Here is a 25,053-nt window from a genome sequence, read left to right as displayed (position 1 = left end):
AATAGAAGTAGTTGAAGAAAATAGCAATGATACCTGCCCGTTATGCGGCCTCTAGATTTCCTGCAAAACTAATGCAAGATTTAGCTGGTAAACCGGTCATTTTAAGAACATATCAAGCTGCAGTGCATACCAAATTATTTGATGAAGTGTACGTGGTAACAGATAGTGATGTTATCTATGACACTATCATTAAAGCAGGTGGTTTGGCAATCATGAGTAAAAAAGAACATGATTGTGGTAGTGATCGTATCGCAGAGGCCGTAATGCAGATGGATGTCGACATAATTGTCAATGTACAAGGAGATGAACCATTTACGGATAGAGAAAGTTTAGAAGGGGTAATGAAGGTTTTTGAAGATGACGTTCATAAAGAAATTGATTTGGCATCTTTAATGGTTAAAATCACGGATGATGAAGAAATTAATAACCCTAATACCGTAAAAGTAATAGTAGATAATAGAGATTTTGCATTATATTTTTCACGGTCACCTATACCTTATCCAAGAGCAAAAAGTGAGCACACCGTTTATTATAAGCATAAAGGTATATATGCCTTTAGAAAAAGTGCTTTAATGGATTTTCAACGTTTACCAATGTTACAATTAGAAGCAACGGAGAAAATTGAAGCCATTCGTTATTTAGAATATGGTAAGAAGATTAAAATGGTAGAAACGAATGTTCAGGGCATAGAAATAGATACTCCTGAGGACTTAAAGAAAGCTCAAGCGGCATGGAAATAAATTTTGACGGAATTAATGTAATTGGTTTTGATGCAGATGATACCCTGTGGGTAAACGAAACCTATTTTAGGGATACTGAAGATAAGTTTGCCAATTTGTTAGAAAAGTACGAAACCAAAAATAAAATAGATCAAGAGCTCTTTAGAACAGAAATAAAGAATTTAGATTTATATGGTTATGGAATAAAAGGTTTTGTGCTTTCCATGATTGAATGTGCTTTAGAGCTTTCAAACAATCAGATATCATCAAAAACCATTGGAGCGCTTTTAGATTTAGGCAAAGAAATGATCACTCAGCCTGTAGAATTATTGGATGGAGTAGAAGATGTTTTGAATAGCTTGAAAGGTAAATACAGATTAATTGTCTTGACAAAAGGAGACCTTTTAGACCAAGAACGAAAATTAGAACGGTCAGGATTATCAGAATATTTTCATCATGTAGAAGTGCTGAGTGATAAAAAGGAAAAGAATTATACCGATCTGCTAGAACATTTGCAAATAGCACCAAGTGAGTTTTTAATGATAGGAAATTCGTTAAAGTCAGACGTTTTACCGCTAGTTGAAATAGGAGCGAGAGCTGTACATGTACCATTTCATACCACATGGGAACATGAAGAGGTAAACGCACCGGTAGAGAATAAAGGATATATTACGATATCTACGTTGATGGATATTTTGGAATATGTTAAATGAAAATGGACGTGAATAAACAAATGGCATTGAAGAAAATACCAACAAAGGCTTCTGAAGAGTTTAGAAATTTCCCAATGGTACCAAGAGTTGTCTATGGTAAAGGAAGTTTTAACACTCTAGGCGATATTTTAATGACAAAACGAAAACATTCTGAAGCACCAATGATTTATTTGGTAGATGATGTTTTTGAAAATACGGAACTTATTGGTAGAATACCTAGCATTTTTTGTGATCAAATTATTTTGATTTCTGCTGAAGAAGAGCCAAAAACAGAACAAGTAGATGCTCTTGTTAAAATGATACAAGAAAAGTTTACTGAATTGCCATCGGGTATTATCGGTATTGGCGGCGGTACCTTGTTAGATTTGGCAAAAGCGGTTGCAATTATGCTAACCAATAAGGGTAGTGCATCAGCATATCAAGGGTGGGATTTGGTCAATAAACCTTCAATCTATCATGTAGGTATACCAACTATAAGTGGCACTGGAGCAGAAGTATCCAGAACTACGGTGTTATTGGGGCCAGATAAGAAATTAGGAATAAACTCAGATTATACTACTTTTGATCAGGTTTTATTAGATCCAGATTTAACTAAGGGAGTGTCAAAAGAACAATGGTTTTATACTGGTATGGATTGTTACATTCACTGTGTTGAATCACTAAATGGAACATTTTTAAATGCGTTCAGTCAAAGTTATGGAGAGAAATCGTTAGAACTCTGTAAAGAAGTATTTTTAGAAGATATAGAAGAATCTGAAAGTAGAGAGAAGTTGATGATGGCATCTTGGCATGGTGGTATGAGCATAGCCTATTCGCAAGTTGGTGTAGCGCATGCAATGAGTTATGGTTTGGGGTATGTGTTGGGAGTAAAACACGGCATAGGTAATTGTTTGGTTTTTCAATATTTAGAAGAATTTTATTCAGAGGGAGTAGAAATTTTTAATAAAATGCTCCAAAAACATCAAGTAAAGTTGCCAAAAGGAGTTTGTGCTAACTTGTCTGATGAAGAAATGAATACGATGACTACAGTTGCCTTAGGTATGGAGCCTTTATGGGAAAATGCATTAGGCAAACAGTGGAAATCCATAATTACCCCCGAAAAGCTAAAAACTATTTATCAAAAAATTTAAAGCGTTTGGCTTCGGTTATTTAATCGGTAGGGGTTGTTTAATAGGTGGATCCTCATTTTAATTATATGAAGCAAATAGCTAAATTTATTTATTTTAAAATTTTGAGATGGGAGCTGAAAGGAACCTTTCCATCCTATTTAGATAAATTTGTAGCTATTGTAGTGCCACATACCAGCTGGTATGATTTTCTCTTGGGATTATTAGTACGTGCAGTTTGGGATGAAGAAATAAATTATGTAGGAAAGAAGAGCTTGTTCAAGGCACCTTTTGGTTGGTTTTTTCGGTGTACAGGCGGTGCACCTATAGATCGCAGGAAAACTAATGACACAGTAAAAGCTACAGCAGAGATTTTCAGCCAAAGAAAAAAGTTTAGGTTGGCACTTTCTCCGGAAGGAACCAGAAAAAAAGTAGAAAAATGGAAAACAGGATTCTACTATATAGCCAAAACCGCCAATGTCCCTATTTTACTTGTTGCTTTTGACTACGGCAAGAAAGAAATAAAATTGTCAGAACCTCTATTCCCAACAGAAGATAAGGAAGCCGATTTCAAAAAGTACCATGCTTTTTTTAATGGAGTAGAAGGAAAACATTGATTCCATATGTGCTTTTAAGATGTTTTATAGCAGCTAGACTTATAACTTTTTTGACCGACCATTTTTTACTTGATAATTGAGATGTAAATTCTCAGACGCTTCCTTGGAAATATTAATTATGTTCTCAATTTCATGCCTCGCGAGCTTGTCCTGAGTTTCTTTGCTATGCTTATTTAGTCGTTTATAACGCCTATGTTAACTTAATTCAGGGTGCTTTACAAAAATTGTGCTACAGCGGGGTAATTTTATTTAATCAGAATTCCTAATGGTTTTTGTTTTTTGGAAAAGTGGAATTATTACTTCTAAGACATGTTTTTCAACTTGTTTTATGAGCCGTTCGTCGAAAAATACATCTTTTGGTCATTAGGGTACACTTTTTTAATGTTAAATTCAGAATAATTAAATTAAACTATTTAGAACTGGTTTTTCCCTCCTTCCATAATTCGATGGACTTGTTTATGCATATTTTATTTTAAACCCACATCATCCTTGAAATTGGTCTAGTTATCTATTAACCTAAATTAACTAGAATGGAAAAAAATTACCCAAGACGTCTTTTTCTTGGTAAGTCTTTGTTGATGGCAACAGGTCTTATTTGTGTTCCAACCAGAGCAATAGCAAAAGAAATAGGAGCTAATAGCTTACCATTTAAGGGTTATACCTCGTATACAGATGTAAAAACAGATTTACGAACATCTAATTTAAGTAAAGAAGTATCGGTATACGGTAAATTATATGATGCCACAGGAAAAACTACTATTCCAAATGCCATGATAGAGGTATGGCATTTATCTCCGGAAAAGATGGTTTACAGACATCGCGGTAAAATGTTTACAGATGATGATGGTGCCTATACATTTATTACGGATTGGCCCAACCGGGAACCAGGAAAAAAACACCGTATTTATTTTAAAGTTTCACATGAAGGTAGAAGCATGTTTACAGAACTGTTGTTTAGTGATCTGGGGGCACATATTACTGGAGAACACTGGGAGAATAATCAGCAATTAGCTGAAAATATGCGTTTTCCTACGTTCTCTACTGTCTTAAATAAATCAATAATCAATTTCAATTTTACAATTAACCATTAAATCTAAATAACTATGGACCCTATTTTAGGAACAATAATCATGTTCGCAGGAAACTTTGCACCAAGAGGTTGGGCACTATGTGACGGGCAACTTTTAGCTATTAATTCAAACACGGCACTTTTTTCAATATTGGGGACCATCTATGGAGGTGACGGAAGAACTACATTCGGACTCCCAGATTTGCGAGGTAGGCTTCCTATGCATGCAGGCCAAGGACCAGGCTTGGTACCAAGACCGTTAGGACAGAAATCAGGGGCTGAAATAAATATATTAAATGAAAATCAGTTACCGGCACATAACCATGCTGTATCCTTGCCTGCGAAAGAAGAGGCTAATGCGGAAGTACCTGCTAATAACTTTATAGCAGGTGCAGGTTTTGATGGTTTCGGTACCATTTCAGATACCATAATGGGGGCTTTGCCACAAAATAATGTGGGTGGTAATCAACCAGTAAATAATATGCAACCATATCAATAGGTAAACTTTATTATAGCAGTAGTAGGCATATTTCCATCCAGAAGCTAAAAAAAGAGTTCAACTCACCAACCTAAACCCAACAATATGAAAAATATTATGTTATTATTGGCATTTTGCCTAACTACATGCATTGCATTTGCGCAGACTTCGTTATCTGCAGGCGACATAGCTTTTATAGGCGTAAGCACGGATGGTGATCAAGATTTTAACGATTTTTTCGCGTTTGTAATACTAAAAGACATAGCAACTAACACTACCATAACCTTTACGGATAGGGGTTGGAATGATGGTTCGGGCTTTGTACAACCCTTAGCACGTGGTGATGGTGAGTTTACTTGGACAGCTGAGTCTGCATTTAGTGCTGGTGAGGTTGTAATTCTGAGTTTTGAGAATTTAAGCCCACCAGCAGCTGCGTTTACTGTTAGGGGAGACCAACTGTTCGCTATCCAAGGTACAATAGCTAACCCTATTTTTGTTGCGGGACTACATTTAAATGTTGTTGATAATGGTAGTGACGATGCTAATTGGGACGGTGCTGCAACGACCAATACAACATCAGCTTTACCAGATGCGCTGACTACTGGTGATACAGCAATACGGTTTCCTATAGAACAAGATAATTGGCAGTTTAGTTGTTCCATAGGTTTATGTCCATTGACAGGAACTCTTGAAGAGATACGTGCTATTCTGCATAATCCCGCAAATTGGATTAGTGATAATGATAATGTATTTCCAGGAACAATAGATGTTAATCTAGGAGCAATAACCGTAAGTCCAGTAAATACACCGCCTTTAGTAACAAGTTTAGATACTGCAAATGCGGAAGAAAACCAAGTAGGAGCTATTGATATAAACGCAACAGATGATAATGATGCAGAAGGTGCAGGTTTAACTTATAATTTATCAGGCGGTGCAGATCAAGCTTTTTTTACCATTGATGCCGATACAGGTATTATAACGTTTAATAGCAGCCCTGACTTTGAAATACCAACTGATGCATCTGGCGATAATGTATATGAGGTTCAGGTAACTGTGACCGATAGCGGAGGCTTAAATAAAGTTCAGAATATTTTAATTACGGTGACCAATGTTGTGGAATTGGGGAGCATACGTGTATTGCTAGAATCAACACCTTCTGATGGAACGGACTTTCCTTTTAATTTAACAAGACCCGGTCTTAGCGATGTGAATGTTATCTTGGATGATGATAATACCTCGAACCCAACGCGTACTAATAATATTCAAATTTTGTCACTTGTGGTTGGGGATTACGATATAACAACCGCTTTACCAGTAAATTGGGAAATAGATCTGATTGATGTAAGTGTTGGTGCTACAACCAATCCAATTACAAACGGAGTTAGGGTGAGCCTTAAGGAAGAGCAGGATGTGGTGCTGACCTTTCACGTTATTAACAATTCCCCTATAATTATATGTCCAACCAATGTTACTGTAAATGTGGGCGATTCAATAGATCCTTCCAGTATAGGAACGGCAACCGCAACTGGTGGCACCGGAGTGCTTACTGTCACCAATTCCGATAGCTGGACTACTGAAAGCCTTTTAACTAGAACTTGGACCGCCACTGATACTAATGGAAATTCTTCAAGCTGTGTTCAACTGATAACAGTTATAATAACCGATAGAAATTTAATTTGTCCCGATAACCAAAGCCTTTATGCCGATGCAAGCGGTACGGTGGCATTACCTGATTTTACCCATTTAGTGACGGTAGACTTTGGGGCAGGGGCAACTACAGTCAGTACTGAACCTAGTTGGGTCCTATGGTCACTTGCTTTTGGACAAGAGGTCACCAGTACTATGATATTGGGCTCACTTGTACAATCTCCTGCACCAGGTACGTCAATTGGTTTAGGTACTACACCAGTGACCATGACCAGTGGAACGTATAGTTGTTCTTTTGATGTTGTAGTAAGTAGTGTAGACATTACGCCACCCACGGTTGTATCCCTTTCTCCTTTAAACGGAGCAATCGATGTTGCCGTTGATGCTAATTTAATAATTACTTTTAATGAGTCCATACAGGGAGCTGGAGGAGTTATTTCAATTTATCAAGATGCAGGTTTGCTTAGAGTTATTCCTTTAACCGATTCTCAAGTGACTATAAGTGGAAATGTCTTAACTATAGATCCAGAGTTAGATCTGCCAGCAAATGCTAATATATCGGTGGGGGTGTCAGCTGGAGCACTTGAAGATGTAGAAGGCAATGGTTTTGGAGGTTTAAATGCAGGGGTTGATTGGCACTTTACAACTGTTGCGCCAATAGATAACATTCCCCCAATGGCTGCGTGCCAGGACGTTACCGTTGTGCTTGACGAATTTGACAATGCAACCTTGGAAATTTCACAAATAGATAACGGTTCAACAGATAATGTTGCCATTGTTTCATACGGCGTTCAGCGTAGGGTAGCAAGAGTATTTGACAAGAACATTGTTCCGGAGGTCATTTTCGGGTCCGGGAATGCAAACGGCGGTTTTACAGTGAATCAAACGGGCAGTGTGGAACTAGGGCTTCGGGCAAAGGTGCGTTATCCAAGTCCACAGAACACATTTAATAGCAACGGAGATGGTACATACTTACATGCAGCCATAGCGGGCGGAACATCGTTGACCAGGGCAAGTTGGAATTTTGAGTGGAGCATAAACACAGACCCTACGGGCACTTTGGGTAATAAGCTAAACGGTCTTACCTATGAAATGGGTATTGATTATGATGCCAGTACGGGCACTGATTATTATATATTTGATCCTATTAATTTACCTTTAGCAGACCATGCCATTGGTAATAATATGACGGTCAATGGCGGCGGTACTACGGCTGCGGGCCCAGCATCTTATGTAGGATTATTGGCAGCAAACAATGTTGCACAGAACTCATGGAACCTTGATTTCTTCAATGAACAGGCCGGTAAGGCCTTTGATCCAAATGTAGATGGTACCTATGAGATATACTTAAAAGCATTTGACGGCAGCGGTGCCAACGTAGGTGAAACCAAGATTACCATAGTAGTCGGTAATGGAGGAGCACCTGGGATGTTGCCACAGCGTATAGACTTTACAGCTGCCGATATTGGAACCAATGTAGTGGAACTACTTGTTGTAGATGAAGCAGGTAATGTGGCCATCTGTACATCAACGGTAACGGTAGAACATGAGGTAGAACCGTGCAGCGTAGCCATTGAAACACAACCTCTAGATATATCATTATGTAGTGGTAATGAAGGGGAGATTTTTATAAAGGCTACTGGTAATGGTATTTTGAGCTATCAATGGCAATTAAATTTTCAAGGTACTGGTAGTTTTTCCAATTTAAATAGAGACTTGCCAAACTGGCTTTTCACAGGACCAGGTACAATAGCAAATGGCAACCAGTATAGGGTCATAGTAACTTCGGACAACGGTACTCCAGACGATGATACCGATGATTGTTCGGTTATTAGTGAAGTGGCGACCTTGACGGTGAATCCTACACCTTTAGTTGAAATTGAAGGAAATAAAAGCTATTGCCATGACGGTGATGGGGTGGTCCTTGATGCCGGTGCGGGGTATTCCAGTTACCTATGGTTTCCTAGTGGGGAGACTACACAGACTATCACCGCTCTGGAGGGTAGCTACACCGTAGAGGTGACTAATGAAAATGGGTGTACGATGACCTCGGAAACCTTCACGGTTACCAATAATCAACCGTTGGTGTGTTCTATTCAACAAGATGTATTGAGTACAAATCATTTGACGGCAGATGGTGTTGCCACCGTAAATACTGAAGGCGGTACGGATCAATTCACCTATATATGGGACAATGGTGAAATAACACAGACAGCTACTGCATTAACGTATGGTATGCATAGTGTAACGGTCATCGATTCTAACGGTTGTAAGACCACTTGTCAGATAGATATAGCTAAAGAATTATATTGTTGGACCAATTTGGTACAAAATGTTAGCGTGCGTGGCGGCAAGGATGGAGCTGCCCGTGTACATGGACATGGAGGTTTTAAGCCTTTCACCTATCTTTGGAGCGATGGTTCTACGGATGAGCTGAATACGGCGTTAACGGTAGGATCTCATGAAGTGATCATTACCGATGCCAAGGGGGCAACATCTCAATGTAGTGTGACTATTACTGAGCCGAATACTGGGAACTGTAACGACTTTACGTCCAATATTGTACAAGTTAAATTAACCACCGACCATGAGACTACAGATGGCGTTGCAACAGTATATCCGAAAGGAGGTACTGGCCACTATACGTATCTATGGGACAATGGAGAGACCACCCAGACCGCTACTAAAATAACTTATGGCATACATAGCGTTACGGTAACCGATGCTGCAGGATGTGTCAGCATTGCTCAAATAGATATAGCGAAAGAACTGTACTGTTGGATAAACCTTTATAACCATGTTAGTGTGCACGACGCAAAGGATGGATCTGCCATGGTTCACGGTAACGGTGGCTATAGACCACACACCTATGTATGGGACGATGGTTCAACAGAGCAATTAAATAATAATTTAGGTTCTGGCACCCATTACGTAACCATTACAGATGCTACCGGGGCAACATCTCAATGTAGTATATCAATTACCGAACCGAACCAAGAGGTTTGTGACGGTATAGATAACGATGGCGATGGTCAGATAGACGAAGGTTTTGATATGGACAGTGATGGTGTTGCAGATTGTTTTGATACCTGTGATAAAGGTGATGACCATGTGGATATGGATAATGATGGAATTCCAGATGCATGTGATGATACTATCTGCATAAAAGTTGATAAGCCAATGACAGCATGTTATCAATCTGCAGTTTGGGACGAGCAAACCTGTAGTTGGATTATCTCTGGTGAGCAACCCTTGCAACCAATAACAGAATGCAACCAAACAGCAGAATGGAATGGTACTACGTGTACATGGAATATAATAGATGGACAACGGCCAGAGATGCCTATGACACTCTGCTACCAGACTGTGGTCTGGAGCGATCAGATCTGCGATTGGGAGATCTATGGAGAGAAACCTTTGGAACCAGTAACGGAATGTTATGAAACTGCTGTATGGAATGAAGCTACATGTATTTGGGATATTTTGGACGGACAACCAGAGATGCCTAGTACATTATGTTACCAAACTGCGGTCTGGAGCGATCAAATCTGCGACTGGGAGATCAATGGTGAGAAGGCCATGGAGCCTATGATAGAATGCTATCAAATAGCAGAATGGAACGAGCAAACATGTCGTTGGGATGTTATGGGTGAACAGCCAGAAATACCGAATACAGCATGTAACGAAACTGCTGAGTGGAACGCACAAACATGTAACTGGGATGTTTATCAAAATAATAATGATTGCGACTTAGGAGCTATTGACCAATGTGAAACAGCTTTTGCTAGATCTAAAGATGAAAATGTAAGAACATGTTTTGTAGATATACCTAATGTCTCTGGAAATCGTTGGGGGTGGATGAATGAATTCCCAGCTACCAATGGTACTTATGAAATGGATTTATATGCGGCAGCAGGTCAGTGTACTATATCTAACGGCACTCTGGTAGGAAATGTTGAGGTTACTTATGCTAATAGTGCTGTAGAAGTAATGGTTTCTACCTTACCTGGTTATAAAATAACGGTAGCCCAATTATATGTAGGTGCAGATATTTTGCCAACGGATAATAACGGTAGATTCACTACTGCTCCAGGTCAGTATCCTTTTAGCGATACCATTGAGGGAGACTTTAATACCTTTACATTTGAAAGTGTAAATGTTGGGAATTCGGATAAATTCTATGTAGTGCTTCATGCCAATGTTTGTCCAAACGGCACAGATAGTTTTAAATCTATAACGCAGTTACAATTAACAGCTTATCCTATACCGTTCAGGGATCATTTAAATCTTAACATAGAGTCTCCATTAAATATGAATGGAACACTATCATTGTACAATGGTATTGGACAAAAACTTCAGGATTTTGGGATATACGCTTTTAAGAAAGGCGATAATGATATTAATTTGAATACAGGAGAAATACCTAAAGGATTTTACTTTGTCCGTATGACTTCTGTGTTTGGAACCGAAACTTTAAAAATTATAAGGAAATAATAGGTTTAGAATTGGTGATTATTATTTAAAATACGTTGTAACCTCATTAGCATAGAGAATAGTATAATTTAAAAATGTAGATTGATAGCATAGAAAAAGCCACTCATTTGAGTGGCTTTTGTAATTAAAATAGTTTTTAACTGTAGCAATTACTACGGTTATGTGAAAATGAAATAAAGCTTCCTGTTAATGGGTTATACCAGGGGGCATGTGTTTTATTTATAGGTACTTGGATTATAGAAACGAAATCTATAAGATTTTGAGTAAGTATTTATAAATACAGAAAATTGTTAAAATGATTATACATAAAATTAGCATTGAACAAGTAAGTAGATTAATTAACTTGTTCATATAAAAAAAAGCTACCAATATAGGTAGCTTTACTTAGAACTAGATAATTTTGTTATTCTTCCATAGAATGATATACATTCTGCACATCATCATCCTCTTCTAATTTTTCTAGAAGCTTTTCTACATCTGCTGCTTCCTCCTCATTAAGTGCTTTTGTCACTTGCGGTATACGTTCAAAACCTGATGATAAGATTTCAATTTCACGGTTCTCCAATTCTTTTTGTAGGGCACCAAAACTTTCAAAAGGGCCGTAAATCAGAATACCATCATCGTCTACGAAAACTTCTTCTGCTCCAAAATCAATTAATTCTAACTCTATTTCTTCTGGGTCTAAGCCTTCTGCTGGAATACGGAAGTTACAAGTATGATCAAACATAAATTCAACAGAGCCCGAAGTACCTAAGTTACCATTACATTTATTGAAATAACTTCTAACATTGGCAACAGTTCTTGTGTTGTTGTCAGTGGCTGTTTCTACCAATACAGCAATACCATGAGGAGCGTATCCTTCAAAAAGAACTTCTTTATAGTCACCAAGACTTTTGTCACTCGCCCTTTTAATAGCGCGTTCCACATTGTCTTTTGGCATGTTAACAGACTTGGCGTTTTGTATAACTGCTCTTAGTCTTGAATTTGAATCAGGATCTGGTCCGCCTTCTTTTACGGCCATTACTATATCTTTGCCTATACGAGTAAAGGCTTTGGACATTGCTGACCATCTTTTCATTTTACGTGCTTTTCTAAACTCAAAAGCTCTTCCCATGGTAAATTATTTTAAACAAATGTACAAAAACGGTCAATGTTCAGAAATCATTAAATGAATTCCGTGAATACCATTTTCAACTATTAGTATTGGTTATTAAAATTCACTTTCTATAATATCTTCTATAGTTCTAGCCAGAACAAAATCTTTTTCGGTTACACCATTAGCATCGTGAGTGTTTAAACGAATATTTAAGGTGTTATAAACGTTGCTCCAATCTGGGTGATGACCTTGGGCTTCACACTCAAATGCAATTCTTGTCATTACGGAAAAGGCCTCTTTAAAATTTTTAAATTCAAATGTGGTTTCTATGGCACCATCCACAAATTCCCATCCGTCAAGTTGACCCAAATAATCCGCTATTTGCTCGTCTGTAAATTTTTCCATTTCTTTCATAATTGCTACTAATTTAAAACATGATGGTCAATAATATCTTGAAAAGTAAACTGTAAATTTTTAGGTAATGTATTAGTTTTTGGTAAAACGGCCAAATATCTATCTTCATTGGTCGTATACACTCTTTTTATAATAGGGTTAAAATTGCCAACACGTTCCAATATTTCCTTTATAAAATCTTCGTGATGTGTTAAGTCATTACTTCCTAAATGATAGATACCTGTTTTATTTCTATTTATAAGATAATGAATTTGCTGGGTTAGCTTATCATCATTGGTAACATTTAATATCAAATTAGGAAAAACCTCTACAGGTTCATTGGCTATAATGGCTTTTTTCATAACCTTCACTCTTGGAGAGCTGTTACCAAAGACCATAGGTACTCTTAAGATAGCCATTTTATCTTTTGGTAATCTGAGCAGCATATTTTCGATTTTGATTTTTAGCCTTCCATATACACTTTCAGATAAAGTTTTATCCATTTCGTATGATGGATATTTGCTATAGGCATCAAAAACATTGGCAGATGAAATAAAGTAAACTTTACAATCTTCTTTTAAAATGTACTCGGCAATATGATTATGGGCAATAACCAAGGCTGCAAAATTTCCCCGTAGAGCAGAAACAATGATTTGTGGCTTAACTTCTTCTAAAACTTCAACAATATCATCTTCCTCCAGATTGTAATGTACAAACTGTTTGTTAGATGAAAATGAATTTGCAGCATGGCAATAGGTGCCATAGGTATCAAAATAATTACAAAGCTCTTTGTAAATAGCATTACCTATGAATCCGCTTCCGCCAAGAATCAATATTTTTTTAGAGTCTAATTTCAAAAAATAGAAAGTTCTGTTTGTGTAGTTAATTTTTCTAGGGCTAACATTCCTAATTTAGAATTCCCTTTAGGGTTGAGTCCTGGAGACCATGTAGCAACGCAGAATTTATTTGGTAGTAATGCAACAATACCGCCACCAACGCCACTCTTACCAGGTAGACCAACTTCAAAAGCAAATTCACCGGCTTCATCATAGAATCCGCATGTAAGCATAATAGCATTAATCCGTTTTACTTGAGATAATGTCAGGTATGCTTTGTTTCTTCTACATTTACCATGGTTCATAAACATATAAAAGATATGTGTTAATTGTGCACAGCTCATTGAAAGTGAACATTGGTGAAAATAAAAGTCTAAGACTACATCTACATCATTATTTAAATTATCATACGATTTTAAAAGGTTGGCTGCTGCAAAATTCATGAACCCTGTACGTTTTTCGGACTTCGCTACCTCTTTATCATAATCAATAGTATAGTCGTTGGCTATATTTTGAACGAACGCTAAAAATTCTTCTTTAGGATTTTCTAATTGAGAGACCAAAATATCCGCAATGACAATAGCTCCGGGATTGATCAACGGATTTCTAGGAATTCCATTTTCCAATTCTAACAACGATAGATGGTTAAACGGGTCTCCAGAAGGTTCAACATCTACACGTTTCCAAACTTTTTCACCAATAAGTCCCAATACCATGGACAGGCTTAGAACTTTAGAAATACTTTGTATGGAAAATTGTTCATCTGAATTACCGGCAGCATAGTTTTCTTGTTGGCTATCTATAAGATGAATGCCAAAATTATTGATATCAATTTTGGCTAATTCTGGTATATAGTCTGCAATCTTACCTTTATCTTTTTCATGAATTACGGCTTCATTAATAGAGGTAAGAATACTTTGAAAATCTATCATTTACTTTTTGTAAAATGGTAATTTTACTACAGTTGCCGATACTGCTTTCTTCCGAATTTGGATATTTATTTTACTGCCTACTGCTGTAAAAATTGGAGGAACATAACCTAATCCTATTCCGGTTCCCATTGAAGGTGACATGGTCCCCGAGGTTACTAAACCTATAGTTTTTCCATTTTCATCAACAATATCGTAACCATGTCTTGGAATTCCGCGATCATCCAATTCAAACGCTATCAATTTTCGTGCCGGTCCTTGTTGTTTTTCTTTTTCCAAAGCTTGAGAGTTTACAAATTCTTTGGAGAATTTTGTTACCCATCCTAAACCAGCTTCAAAAGGGGAGGTGTTATCGTCAATATCATTTCCGTAAAGACAATATCCCATTTCTAGGCGTAAGGTATCTCTTGCCGCTAGTCCTATTGGTTTTATTCCAAAATCTGCTCCCGCTTCAAATACCTTGTCCCATATTTGTTTTACCTCCTCATTTTTACAATAAATTTCAAATCCGCCAGAACCTGTATATCCAGTGGCAGAAATTATTACATGGTCTATACCTGCAAAATCAGCAACTTCAAAATGGTAGAATTTAATAGTAGCTAAATCAACAGAGGTCAAGGATTGCATAGCTTCAACTGCTTTAGGACCTTGAATGGCCAAAAGCGAATATCCCTCAGAGATATTTTGCATATCTGCATTTAAATCTGTGTTGTAAGATGAAATATGATTCCAGTCTTTTTCAATATTAGAGGCATTTACGACCAATAAGTATTGTTCTTCTTTTATTTTGTAAATGATTAAGTCATCTACTATGCCACCAGTTTCATTAGGTAAGCAGCTATATTGTGCTTTTCCAATGGTCAATTTAGAGGCGTCGTTTGAGGATACTTTTTGAATTAGATTTAACGCATTGGGTCCGGAAATTAAAAATTCGCCCATGTGCGATACATCAAAAACTCCAACAGCGTTACGTACTGTTTCATGTTCGGCATTTACACCTTCGTAAGAAACGGGCATGTTATAACCGGCAAATGGAACCATTTTGGCACCAAGGGATTCGTGTGCTGTAGTAAGCGCAGTATTTTTCATCTTCTTCTGTTTATTGACAATACAAATTTATTGAAAATAAATAGAAGCAAATGTGGCTAGACCTTCATTTGGGAAAATATTGTAATCTTTAATTGAGGACTAAGATTTTAAAAGAAAATCCTTAAGTCCTTCATAGGTTGAAATCTTAGTCGATTTTTTAGTTTTACCCATTACTTTTTCTATTTGCGACGGAATTTCTAATTTCTCATTTAGGGTTTCCTCAACAATATCTAAAAATTTAACCGGGTGAGCAGTTTCCAAGAATATACCATACGTATCAGGATGTTGTTCTTGGTATTTTTTAAGGCCTAAATATCCAACAGCGCCATGCGGATCAGGAATGTATCCATTAATATTGTAAATTTCCTTTAAGGCTTCCTTGGTCTGCTCATCTGTAAAAGCATAAGAAGAAAGGTTTTCTTTTAAGGCATCAAAATCATCTTTAAACAAATGCCTAATTCTAATGAAATTACTAGGGTCACCAACATCCATTGCATTAGAAATTGTTGCGGTAGATGGTTTAGGCGTGTATTGTTTAGTTAGCATAAACTGTGGTACAGTGTCATTAACATTGGTTGCAGCTACAAAGTATTTTACCGGCATACCTAACCGTTGTGCCATTAAGCCCGCACAAATATTACCAAAATTACCTGAAGGTACAGCGAATACAATTTCCTTACCTTTTGATTTCGCTTGCTTGTATGCAAAAAGGAAGTAGAATAGTTGCGGTAACCAACGAGCCACATTAATGGAGTTGGCAGAAGTTAATTTCATATGGTCAAGCAGCTCCTTGTCCAAAAAAGCATTTTTTACCATTGCTTGGCAATCATCGAACATACCATCAACTTCAAGCGCTGTAATATTTTGCCCTAAGGTAGTTAGTTGTCGTTCTTGGATGTCACTCACTTTACCACTTGGATAAAGAATAACAACATTAACACCGTCAACACCTAAAAATCCGTTTGCTACAGCGCCACCGGTATCGCCAGAGGTAGCTACTAGAACGGTAACTTCGCTTTTTGTAGCTCTAGAGAAATAGCCTAAACATTGTGCCATAAAACGAGCGCCAACATCTTTAAAAGCCATGGTTGGTCCATGAAAGAGTTCTAAAGTTCCTACGTTATCTGTAATATCAACAACGGGAAAATTAAAATCTAATACTTCCTTTAAAATGTCTTTCAATACATCATCTGGCACCACTTCTGTTACGAATTGACGAATTGCGGTAAACGCAATGTTTTCGTTAGAAAGGTTTTCAATTTCTTCGAAAAAAGATTTAGGTAACGGAGTAATTTCTTCAGGAAAATATAAGCCTTTGTCTGGGGCAATGCCATTAATAACCGCAGTGTCAAAAGAAACTTTAGGTGCTTTGTTATTTAAACTATAGAATTTCAAGATGTAATTTTTTAACGGTTAATGTAAGGACATTTAAACTTATAAAAGTTTAACACCTTCCCTATTTATTTTAGAGACATGAATTTCGTAATCAATGCCAATTTTGTTGTAAACGGTTTTCATGGCATCGCCAACTTTTGTAGCCGTTACTTCCCCTTTGCTAAATGCAAAAATTGATGGTCCAGACCCTGAAATTCCAGAACCTAGTGCACCAGCTTCTAAAGACACTTTTTTAACTTCATCAAAACCAGGAATTAAGATAGAACGTATTGGTTCAACAATATGATCTTCAAGAGAACGACCTATTAAATCATAATCTTTTTTGAAAAGTCCTGCTACTAAGCCGCCAACATTTCCCCATTGTTTAATGCCGGTTTCCATAGAAATAGTCGTTTTCAAAATCTTTCTAGAATCTGAAGTTTTTATTTCTATCTGCGGATGGATTATGGTTATATATAATTCTGACGGTGCAGGAATATCAATAATGTCTAACGGGCTATAGCTACGCACAAGTGTAAAACCACCAAATAGGGCAGGAGCCACATTGTCTGCGTGGGCTACATCACTTGCCAAACGTTCACCTTCCATGGCAAATTTTACCAATTCAGTTTTACTGAAAGGGTTTCCTAATAAGTGATTCATGGCCCAAACGGCACCCGCAGAACTAGCCGCGCTACTACCTATACCACTACCTGGCTTAATTTTTTTATCGATTTCAATCTCAAACCCACCATCGTAGTCAGAAGCTAATAAAAATGCGTTACCGGCAACACCAGCAACATTATTTAAGGTCTCTTTAGGTAAATCCTGTCCAGTAAGTTTGGTGATTTTAATACCCTTTTGAGGTACTTTTCTAACTATCATTTCATCACCTACAGAATCTAAGGCTACGCCTAGAACATCAAACCCGCATGAAACGTTTGCAACTGTTGCAGGACAAAATACTTTAATTTCGTTTTTGTTCATAATGAGTACTATTGTTATGAAGTTTAGAAATTACCAATACGGATAATATCTGCAAAAATACCAGAAGCAGTTACTGCGGCACCTGCACCTGCACCTTTTATTATCATTGGCTGATTGGGATATCTTTCTGTATAGAAAAGAACAATATTGTCACTGCCTTCCAGATTATAGAAATCGTGACCTTTTGGTATTTCCTGTAAGCCAACGCTTGCTTTACCGTTATCAAATTGAGCAACATACTTTAGTTTACTATCTGCGTTTTTTGCACTAGTAAATAAAGATTGAAAATGAGCTTCATTTTGTACTAAGGAGGCAAAGAATTCATCGTTGTTTGCTGTATTTAAACTCTCTTCTGGTAAAAACGGATTATTGACAATATCACTAATTTCCAATTGATTTCCACTTTCACGAGCTAAAATCAATATTTTACGCATTACATCAACCCCACTTAAATCTATTTTTGGGTCAGGTTCTGTATATCCCTCTTCTTGAGCTTGTTTTACCACATTACGGAAAGTAGTTTTGTCATCGAAATTATTGAATACAAAGTTTAAACTACCTGATAATACTGCTTGAATTTTCAAGATTTTATCTCCGGATGCAATTAAGTGTTTTAAAGTATCTATAATAGGTAAACCTGCACCAACATTAGTTTCAAATAAGAAAGGAGCATTATAGGTCCTAGCCAAAGATTTTAAATGAGCATAATTCTCAAATGTAGAAGAACATGCAATTTTGTTACAAGTAACCACGGAAATACTATTGCCTAAATATTCGCTATACGTTTTAGATACTTCTTCACTTGCTGTGTTATCAACAAAAATGCTATTTCTATAATTTAAGCTATGTACTATCTCTAAGAACTTAACCTTATCAGCTTTTTCACCTGCTGCGAGTTTAGAAGACCAGTTCTTCAAGTCTATTCCTTTTTCATCAAATAGCATAGTTCTGGAGTTGGACATTCCTATTACTCTAATATTCAATTTTAAATTCTCTTTTAAGAATTTACGCTGCTCTTTAATCTGTTCAAGAAACTTTGCGCCTACATTACCAACACCCATTACAAATAGGTTTAGTTGCTTAATGTTTTCTTCAAAAAACTCTTCGTGCAATGCATTCAGCGCTTTTTTCACATCCTTTTCATCTATGATACACGAAATGTTTCTTTCAGATGCACCCTGTGCAATAACTCTAATGTTTACATTGTTTTTGCCAAGCGTGCTAAACATTTTACCACTTAAACCTTGGTGGCTTTTCATGTTATCTCCAACAAGGGCAACAATAGCTAAATCTTTTTCAGGAATTACTTCTTTTATACGACCTCTTTCAATTTCATATTCAAAAGCTTCATTAACAATAGTTACCGCCTTTTCAACATCATCAGCAGATATGGCTACACAAATGGAATGTTCGGAAGAGGCTTGTGTAATTAATACGACACTAATATCCGCTTGCGAGAGTACTTCAAAAAAACGTTTCGAAATTCCAGGTATACCAACCATTCCTGGACCTTCTAAAGAAAGAAGTGCAATATTTCCAATATGGCTTATTCCACGAACGGTCTTTCCTTTTTCGTTTTTAGATTTTGTAATTAAGGTTCCAGCTTCATTAGGGCGGAAAGTGTTTTTTATTACAATGGATATCCCTTTAGATAATACGGGTTGTATCGTTGGTGGATAAAGTACCTTTGCTCCAAAATGAGACAATTCCATAGCTTCTTCATATGAAATGTGTGCAATTGCTTTGGCTTGTTTTACCATTTTAGGGTTTGCAGTATACATCCCGCTAACATCTGTCCATATTTCTAAAATATCAGCATCAATAGCAGCAGCATAAATTGCAGCTGTAAAGTCAGAACCACCTCTACCTAGAGTGGTGGAAGCACCTTTTTCAGAAGTAGCTATAAATCCTGGACAAACAGTTACTTTTTTATTGGAGTCTTTGAAAAAATCCACACAATTAGCATTGGTTTTTACAAAATTAACTACACTCTTGGCATTAACCTTATTTGTTATTATAAGTTCTCTACTATCTTTAAATTCAGCGTCTAGTTTTTCACTGATTAGGTATTCGCTAATAATGTAGGAAGAAAGAAGTTCGCCGTAGCTTACAATTTTATCAGATAATTTTGGAGTGATTTCTCCTATAAAAAAGGCACCTTCTAAAAGGGTTTCCAATACGTTGAACTCACTTTTAACCTTGCTTAGTACTTGGCTCTGTGCCGTAACAGGTATTAGTTCTTTTATAGTAGATAAATGTCTCTCTTCTAATGTGCTTAGAATTTCTTTGTAAGATTGATCTTGTTTAGAAGCCATTGAACCAGCTTCTAATAATAAATCGGTTACACCCCCTAAAGCAGAAACAACCAAGATAATGGGGTCGTTATACTTAGAGATAATATTTTTAATTTTAACTATATTTTCAGGCTTGGCTACAGATGAACCACCAAATTTTAGAACTTTCATGTGATGAAATATTGACTTTGTAAATTAAGATATGGTGTAATTAAACACAGGTACGGAGTTATATAGTATTTAACCCCAAGGGGTGAAACATGCCGTAGTTGTACTATAAGAAATAGTAGCTGAAGTGAAATCTAATGTTATGTCTGTGTTATAGCAGTCCATAAATACTAATGGTTGAAAATCAAATGTAGTACATTTGATATCTTAATCAAACGATTCCACAATTTTTTACGGAATCGTTACTTTTTAGCTGTAAAAAAAATAAAGAATGAAATTATATAGTGCAAAACAGATTTATAAGGCAGATCAGATTTCAATTAAAAAAGAGGAGATAGGTAGTAATGAGTTAATGGAGCGTGCTGCTTTGCAGCTTTTTAATTGGATGCATTTACGAATGCAGGGAGCCCCGGTGAAAATACATTTATTCTGTGGTATTGGTAATAATGGCGGAGATGGTATAGCTCTAGCTAGACATCTAGTAGATCACGGTTATAACGTAGAAGTATATGTAGTGAACTATAGTGAGAAACGATCAAAAGACTTTTTAATAAATCTAGATCGATTAAAAGACCGTAAGGTTTGGCCTCACTTTATGAATTCTGATGATGAGCTACCACAAATTGGCGGGGAAGATATTATTGTAGACGGTATTTTTGGAATAGGGTTAAACAGAACACCAGATGAATGGGTTGTTAAGATAATTCAACATTTAAATAATTCTAAGGCTTTTATTCTTTCTATCGATATCCCTTCGGGATTATTTACAGATCAAGGTCCGGATAATTTTCAAGCAATAATTAAATCAAATTATGTTTTAAGTTTTCAAACTCCAAAATTAGTCTTCTTTTTACCAGAAACAGGTACGTTTATTGAGCAATGGGAAGTATTGGATATAGGCTTGGATCCAGAATACCTACGGGTCACGGAAACCGATTATGAATTAATTGGAAAGAATGAAGTTCTTACAATGTATAAACCTCGGGAGAAATATGGACATAAAGGCACCTATGGCCATTCATTGATAATTGGCGGTAGTTATGGAAAAATAGGCTCTGTATGTTTGTCTTCTAGAGCGGCTCTGCATGCCGGTAGCGGATTAGTAACCTCCTTTGTTCCAAAAATTGGCTATTCAATTTTGCAAACATCATTACCTGAAGTTATGGTTTTGACCGATACCGATGAAAATGAACTTACGGACATAAAGTTTAATTTAGAGCCTTCGGTTATTGGGGTAGGGGTTGGTATCGGAACTAGTGAAGTTACCATAAAAGCGCTATCTAGTTTCTTAAAAAGTAATAAGCTACCTTTAGTAATAGATGCAGATGCTCTTAATATTTTATCTAAGAATAAAGCGTTATTAAAAGACTTGTCCGAAGATTCCATTTTAACTCCACATCCAAAAGAGTTAGAACGATTAATTGGTAATTGGAAAGATGATTTTGAAAAACTTGCGAAGGTTAAGGAATTTTCAAAAAAGTATAAATGTATAGTGGTTATTAAGGGTGCCCATACAATTATAGTTCACGGTGAAAAAGGATACGTAAATACAACCGGTAATCCTGGTATGGCTACTGCGGGAAGTGGTGATGTGTTAACGGGTATAATTACAGGTTTAAGAGCTCAGGGTTATCCTGCCTTAGATGCAGCAATATTTGGAGTCTATTTGCATGGTAGATCAGGTGATATTGCGGTAGAATCTACAGGTTTTCAGTCATTAACGGCATCTCATCTTATAGCTAATTTAGCTGGTGCGTTTATAGACTTGTTTAAGATGCCCGAACCACCCGAAGTGGAGAAAGAAAATCAACAAAATTGATTTTCTTTAAGAATTGACTCTTCTTTTAACCCATTTTAAGGCATTATCAAATTCAATAAAAAACTTCATGGGTTTTTTGTAAAACAGTTTTTCAATCTTAAAGTTATGCATGTCTATCTCTTTTATAGAGACAATTGCAAAAGCTTTAAGGTTGTCTAGTTGTTTAAGGTAATTATAAATGGTTGGATCAATAGCAAATGAATTTTTCCGTAGACTAATAAAGCCAAAGTTTCTGTCTCTAAAATGAATCTCAGCTATCCCAATAATTTGATATGCTCTTTCTAGTGTTAACGTGGTTCCTTCGTCAAAGATAGATACCATGTAGTTTTCATATACTTGAATTTTTCCTGTTTCTAATTCGTACTCCCGCACAATTACCTTTTTCTTGGTAGATCCAACTTTCATTCTATTCGTATTAATATAGTGTCTGAAGCGAAAGTATATGGAACTACTTTTATGCGATAAATTTTTAGTTTAAACGCGAAAATATCGTTCGTACTGCTAATGGCAATGGTAGAGTGTATTTTAATTCTTACAACCTAGAAAATAAATTGTACGAAAAAAGAGCCCTTAAAGGGCTCTTTTCTTATAAAACGGTAAAGTATGAATGCCTAGGTTTTAGGTGATTCTTCCTCTGTTTTTTCAATTTTTATAGTCAATTCTTCAGTTTTCTTGTCAAGATCAATATAAATACTATCGCCCTCTTTAAGTTTAGAATTTACGATTTCTTCAGCAAGTGCATCTTCAATGTACTTCTGTATTGCTCTTTTTAGCGGTCTGGCACCATACTGTTTGTCAAAGCCTTTCTCTGCAATATAGTCCTTAGCTTCATCAGTAAGGTTCAAGTGGTAACCAATGTCCTTGATTCTTTTGAACAATTTTGCTAATTCAATATCAATGATCTTATGAATGTCTTCTCTTTCTAGCGCATTGAAAACGATCACATCATCAATTCTATTTAAGAATTCAGGGGCAAAAGCTTTCTTCAGCGCATTTTCTATTACTCCTTTTTGATGAGAATCTTCTTGTGATTTTTTTGCTGCAGTGCCAAAACCTACACCTTGGCCAAAGTCTTTCAATTGTCTTGCGCCAATATTAGAAGTCATTATAATAATAGTATTTCTAAAGTCAATTTTACGACCAAGACTATCCGTTAAGAAGCCATCATCCAATACTTGTAATAGCATATTGAATACATCTGGGTGCGCTTTTTCAACTTCATCTAAAAGAATTACGGAGTAAGGTTTTCTTCTAACTTTTTCAGTTAGTTGACCGCCCTCTTCGTAACCAACGTATCCTGGAGGTGCGCCTACTAATCTAGAGATGGCGAACTTCTCCATATACTCACTCATATCTATTCTAATAAGTGCGTCTTCAGAATCAAAAAGTTCTTTTGCCAGTACTTTTGCCAACTGTGTTTTACCAACACCTGTCTGGCCTAAGAATATAAAGGAGCCAATTGGCTTATTGGGATCTTTTAGTCCGGCTCTATTTCTTTGTATTGCTTTAGATACCTTCGCAACTGCATCGTCTTGACCAATGACGTTAGATTTGATTAGTTCTGGTAAGCCTGCTAATTTGTTGCTTTCTGTTTGGGCAATTCTATTGACTGGAATGCCGCTCATCATAGAGACAACATCGGCAACATTATCTTCGCTAACTGTCTCTTTGTTAAGCTTGCTATCATCTTCCCATCGTTCTTGGGCAATGGCAAGATCTTTTTCTAGACTTTTTTCGTCATCACGCAGCTTTGCGGCTTCTTCATACTTCTGTTTCTTAACTACATTGTTCTTAAGTTCGCGAACGTCTTCCAATTTTTTTTCCAATTCAAGGATTTGTTTTGGAACATCCATATTTACAATGTGTACACGTGAGCCAGCCTCATCAAGGGCATCAATGGCCTTGTCCGGTAAAAAACGGTCAGTCATGTACCTATTTGTCAATTTAACGCAAGCTTCAATAGCTTCATCAGTGTAGGTTACATTGTGGTGGTCTTCATACTTTCCTTTTATATTATGAAGAATTTCTATAGTCTCATCAACAGAAGTTGGTTCAACAATAACCTTTTGAAAACGCCTTTCTAAAGCACCATCTTTTTCAATATACTGTCTGTATTCATCTAAGGTAGTTGCACCAATACATTGAATTTCGCCTCTAGCCAATGCGGGTTTAAACATGTTTGAGGCATCTAAGCTTCCTGTAGCTCCACCTGCACCGACAATAGTATGAATTTCGTCAATAAATAAAATGACATCATCATTTTTTTCTAGCTCGTTCATAACAGCTTTCATTCGCTCTTCAAACTGCCCGCGGTATTTTGTGCCGGCAACTAAAGAAGCAAGATCAAGAGTCACAACTCTTTTGTTGTAAAGAATTCTAGAAACTTTTTTATCAATGATTCTTAGGGCAAGACCTTCTGCTATGGCACTTTTACCAACACCGGGCTCACCTATAAGTAATGGGTTGTTCTTTTTTCTTCTACTAAGAATCTGAGAAACTCTTTCTATTTCTTTCTCTCTACCAACAACAGGGTCTAATTTATTCTCCTCTGCCATTTGGGTAAGGTCTCTACCAAAATTATCCAATACCGGGGTCTTGGATTTTTTTGCACCTTTTGGACTAGAAGCGGCACCAAATGTGCTTTCCTTACCTTCATTTGTTTCTTCAGAATCACTAGGGAAAGATTCGGCCGTTGGGCCATCTACTATATCGTCGTCACTTGTGATCATAAATTTAAACTGTTCCTTAACTCCATCATAATCAACCTTTAGCTTATGTAAAAGCTTAGTGGTGGGGTCGTTTTCATTTCTAAGAATACAAAGTAAAAGGTGGGCAGTATTTATAGAAGAACTTTGAAAAAGTTTAGCTTCTAAAAATGTAGTTTTTAATGCACGCTCTGCCTGCCTTGTTAAATGTAAGTTCTTTTTATCTTTTTGTATACCAGTAGCGTTAGGGTTAGAAGGGCTTAAAATTTCTACTTTTCTACGTAGATGTTCTAAATCAACCTCCAAAGCATCTAAAATGCTAATGGCCTTCCCGTTTCCATCTCTAAGAAGCCCAAGCATGAGGTGCTCGGTACCGATAAAATCGTGACCAAGCCGCAATGCTTCCTCCTTGCTATAAGCAATTACATCCTTTACTCTTGGGGAAAAATTATCATCCATATACTTTATTATCTACTATAAAATTACTAAATATGATTCAATCAATGGCAAATACCATACC

18 protein-coding genes are annotated in these 25,053 nt (G+C 36.6%); 8 read left to right on the top strand and 10 right to left on the bottom strand.

The window, feature by feature from the left end:
• Nucleotides 1–26: 26 nt before the first annotated feature.
• The 7 genes from kdsB (at nt 27) to BW936_RS13755 (ending at nt 10,843) form a co-directional block, all read left to right on the top strand.
• Nucleotides 27–740 (top strand): 3-deoxy-manno-octulosonate cytidylyltransferase, encoded by a 714-nt coding sequence (gene kdsB / locus BW936_RS13785; protein ID WP_208611130.1) that lies wholly within the window; start codon nt 27–29, stop codon nt 738–740.
• Nucleotides 731–1,432: an HAD family hydrolase gene (locus BW936_RS13780; RefSeq protein WP_076549054.1), complete on the top strand. Its 702-nt coding sequence runs from the start codon at nt 731–733 to the stop codon at nt 1,430–1,432. Before kdsB ends, BW936_RS13780 begins: the two co-directional genes overlap by 10 nt.
• Before the next feature lie 2 nt (nt 1,433–1,434).
• Nucleotides 1,435–2,562 (top strand): iron-containing alcohol dehydrogenase family protein, encoded by a 1,128-nt coding sequence (locus BW936_RS13775; protein WP_076549364.1) that lies wholly within the window; start codon nt 1,435–1,437, stop codon nt 2,560–2,562.
• Between the two features lie 65 nt (nt 2,563–2,627).
• Nucleotides 2,628–3,155: a 1-acyl-sn-glycerol-3-phosphate acyltransferase gene (locus BW936_RS13770; RefSeq protein WP_076549052.1), complete on the top strand. Its 528-nt coding sequence runs from the start codon at nt 2,628–2,630 to the stop codon at nt 3,153–3,155.
• A 530-nt stretch (nt 3,156–3,685) separates the two neighbouring features.
• Nucleotides 3,686–4,246 (top strand): peptidase associated/transthyretin-like domain-containing protein, encoded by a 561-nt coding sequence (locus BW936_RS13765; protein WP_076549049.1) that lies wholly within the window; start codon nt 3,686–3,688, stop codon nt 4,244–4,246.
• 12 nt (nt 4,247–4,258) lie between these two features.
• Nucleotides 4,259–4,723, top strand: a complete 465-nt coding sequence (locus BW936_RS13760) for a phage tail protein (protein WP_076549045.1) — start codon at nt 4,259–4,261, stop codon at nt 4,721–4,723.
• Nucleotides 4,724–4,807: 84 nt separating this feature from the next.
• On the top strand, nt 4,808–10,843 hold the full coding sequence (locus tag BW936_RS13755; RefSeq protein WP_076549042.1) for an Ig-like domain-containing protein: 6,036 nt from the start codon (nt 4,808–4,810) through the stop codon (nt 10,841–10,843).
• A gap of 403 nt (nt 10,844–11,246) precedes the next feature.
• Here BW936_RS13755 and BW936_RS13750 read toward each other — a convergent pair whose 3' ends face one another.
• The 8 genes from BW936_RS13750 to thrA form a co-directional block, all read right to left on the bottom strand.
• On the bottom strand, nt 11,247–11,957 hold the full coding sequence (locus BW936_RS13750; RefSeq protein ID WP_076549039.1) for a YebC/PmpR family DNA-binding transcriptional regulator: 711 nt from the start codon (nt 11,955–11,957) through the stop codon (nt 11,247–11,249).
• A 96-nt stretch (nt 11,958–12,053) separates the two neighbouring features.
• The gene (locus BW936_RS13745) at nt 12,054–12,344 is read right to left on the bottom strand and encodes a 4a-hydroxytetrahydrobiopterin dehydratase (protein ID WP_076549362.1); all 291 of its coding nucleotides are present in this window, start codon (nt 12,342–12,344) and stop codon (nt 12,054–12,056) included.
• Nucleotides 12,345–12,361: 17 nt separating this feature from the next.
• Complete coding sequence (locus BW936_RS13740) at nt 12,362–13,189, bottom strand: sugar nucleotide-binding protein (RefSeq protein WP_076549036.1); 828 nt, start codon at nt 13,187–13,189, stop codon at nt 12,362–12,364.
• A complete protein-coding gene (locus BW936_RS13735; RefSeq protein WP_076549033.1) occupies nt 13,186–14,100 on the bottom strand; it encodes a glutaminase in 915 nt (304 codons plus the stop codon). Before BW936_RS13735 ends, BW936_RS13740 begins: the two co-directional genes overlap by 4 nt.
• Nucleotides 14,101–15,186: a glycine cleavage system aminomethyltransferase GcvT gene (gene gcvT / locus BW936_RS13730; RefSeq protein ID WP_076549031.1), complete on the bottom strand. Its 1,086-nt coding sequence runs from the start codon at nt 15,184–15,186 to the stop codon at nt 14,101–14,103. It lies immediately after the preceding gene.
• Nucleotides 15,187–15,285: 99 nt separating this feature from the next.
• Complete coding sequence (gene thrC / locus BW936_RS13725) at nt 15,286–16,581, bottom strand: threonine synthase (RefSeq protein WP_076549028.1); 1,296 nt, start codon at nt 16,579–16,581, stop codon at nt 15,286–15,288.
• Between the two features lie 39 nt (nt 16,582–16,620).
• A complete protein-coding gene (locus BW936_RS13720; RefSeq protein WP_076549025.1) occupies nt 16,621–17,547 on the bottom strand; it encodes a homoserine kinase in 927 nt (308 codons plus the stop codon).
• 23 nt (nt 17,548–17,570) lie between these two features.
• Nucleotides 17,571–20,012, bottom strand: a complete 2,442-nt coding sequence (gene thrA, locus BW936_RS13715) for a bifunctional aspartate kinase/homoserine dehydrogenase I (protein WP_076549022.1) — start codon at nt 20,010–20,012, stop codon at nt 17,571–17,573.
• A 268-nt stretch (nt 20,013–20,280) separates the two neighbouring features.
• On the opposite strand from thrA, the gene BW936_RS13710 reads away from it, so the two are divergent.
• Entirely contained in the window at nt 20,281–21,828 is a 1,548-nt protein-coding gene (locus BW936_RS13710) for a bifunctional ADP-dependent NAD(P)H-hydrate dehydratase/NAD(P)H-hydrate epimerase (RefSeq protein ID WP_076549019.1), read from the top strand.
• Nucleotides 21,829–21,834: 6 nt separating this feature from the next.
• On the opposite strand, the gene BW936_RS13705 is transcribed toward BW936_RS13710, so the two are convergent.
• Entirely contained in the window at nt 21,835–22,233 is a 399-nt protein-coding gene (locus BW936_RS13705; RefSeq protein ID WP_076549017.1) for an STAS/SEC14 domain-containing protein, read from the bottom strand.
• Between the two features lie 206 nt (nt 22,234–22,439).
• Nucleotides 22,440–24,992: an ATP-dependent Clp protease ATP-binding subunit gene (locus tag BW936_RS13700; protein WP_076549014.1), complete on the bottom strand. Its 2,553-nt coding sequence runs from the start codon at nt 24,990–24,992 to the stop codon at nt 22,440–22,442.
• Between the last annotated feature and the right edge of the window lie 61 nt (nt 24,993–25,053).

Source organism: Maribacter ulvicola, from assembly GCF_900155985.1.
Classification (GTDB): domain Bacteria; phylum Bacteroidota; class Bacteroidia; order Flavobacteriales; family Flavobacteriaceae; genus Maribacter; species Maribacter ulvicola.
The sequence above is the reverse complement of the archived record's forward strand: the minus strand, read 5'-3'. Positions and strand labels throughout refer to the sequence as shown.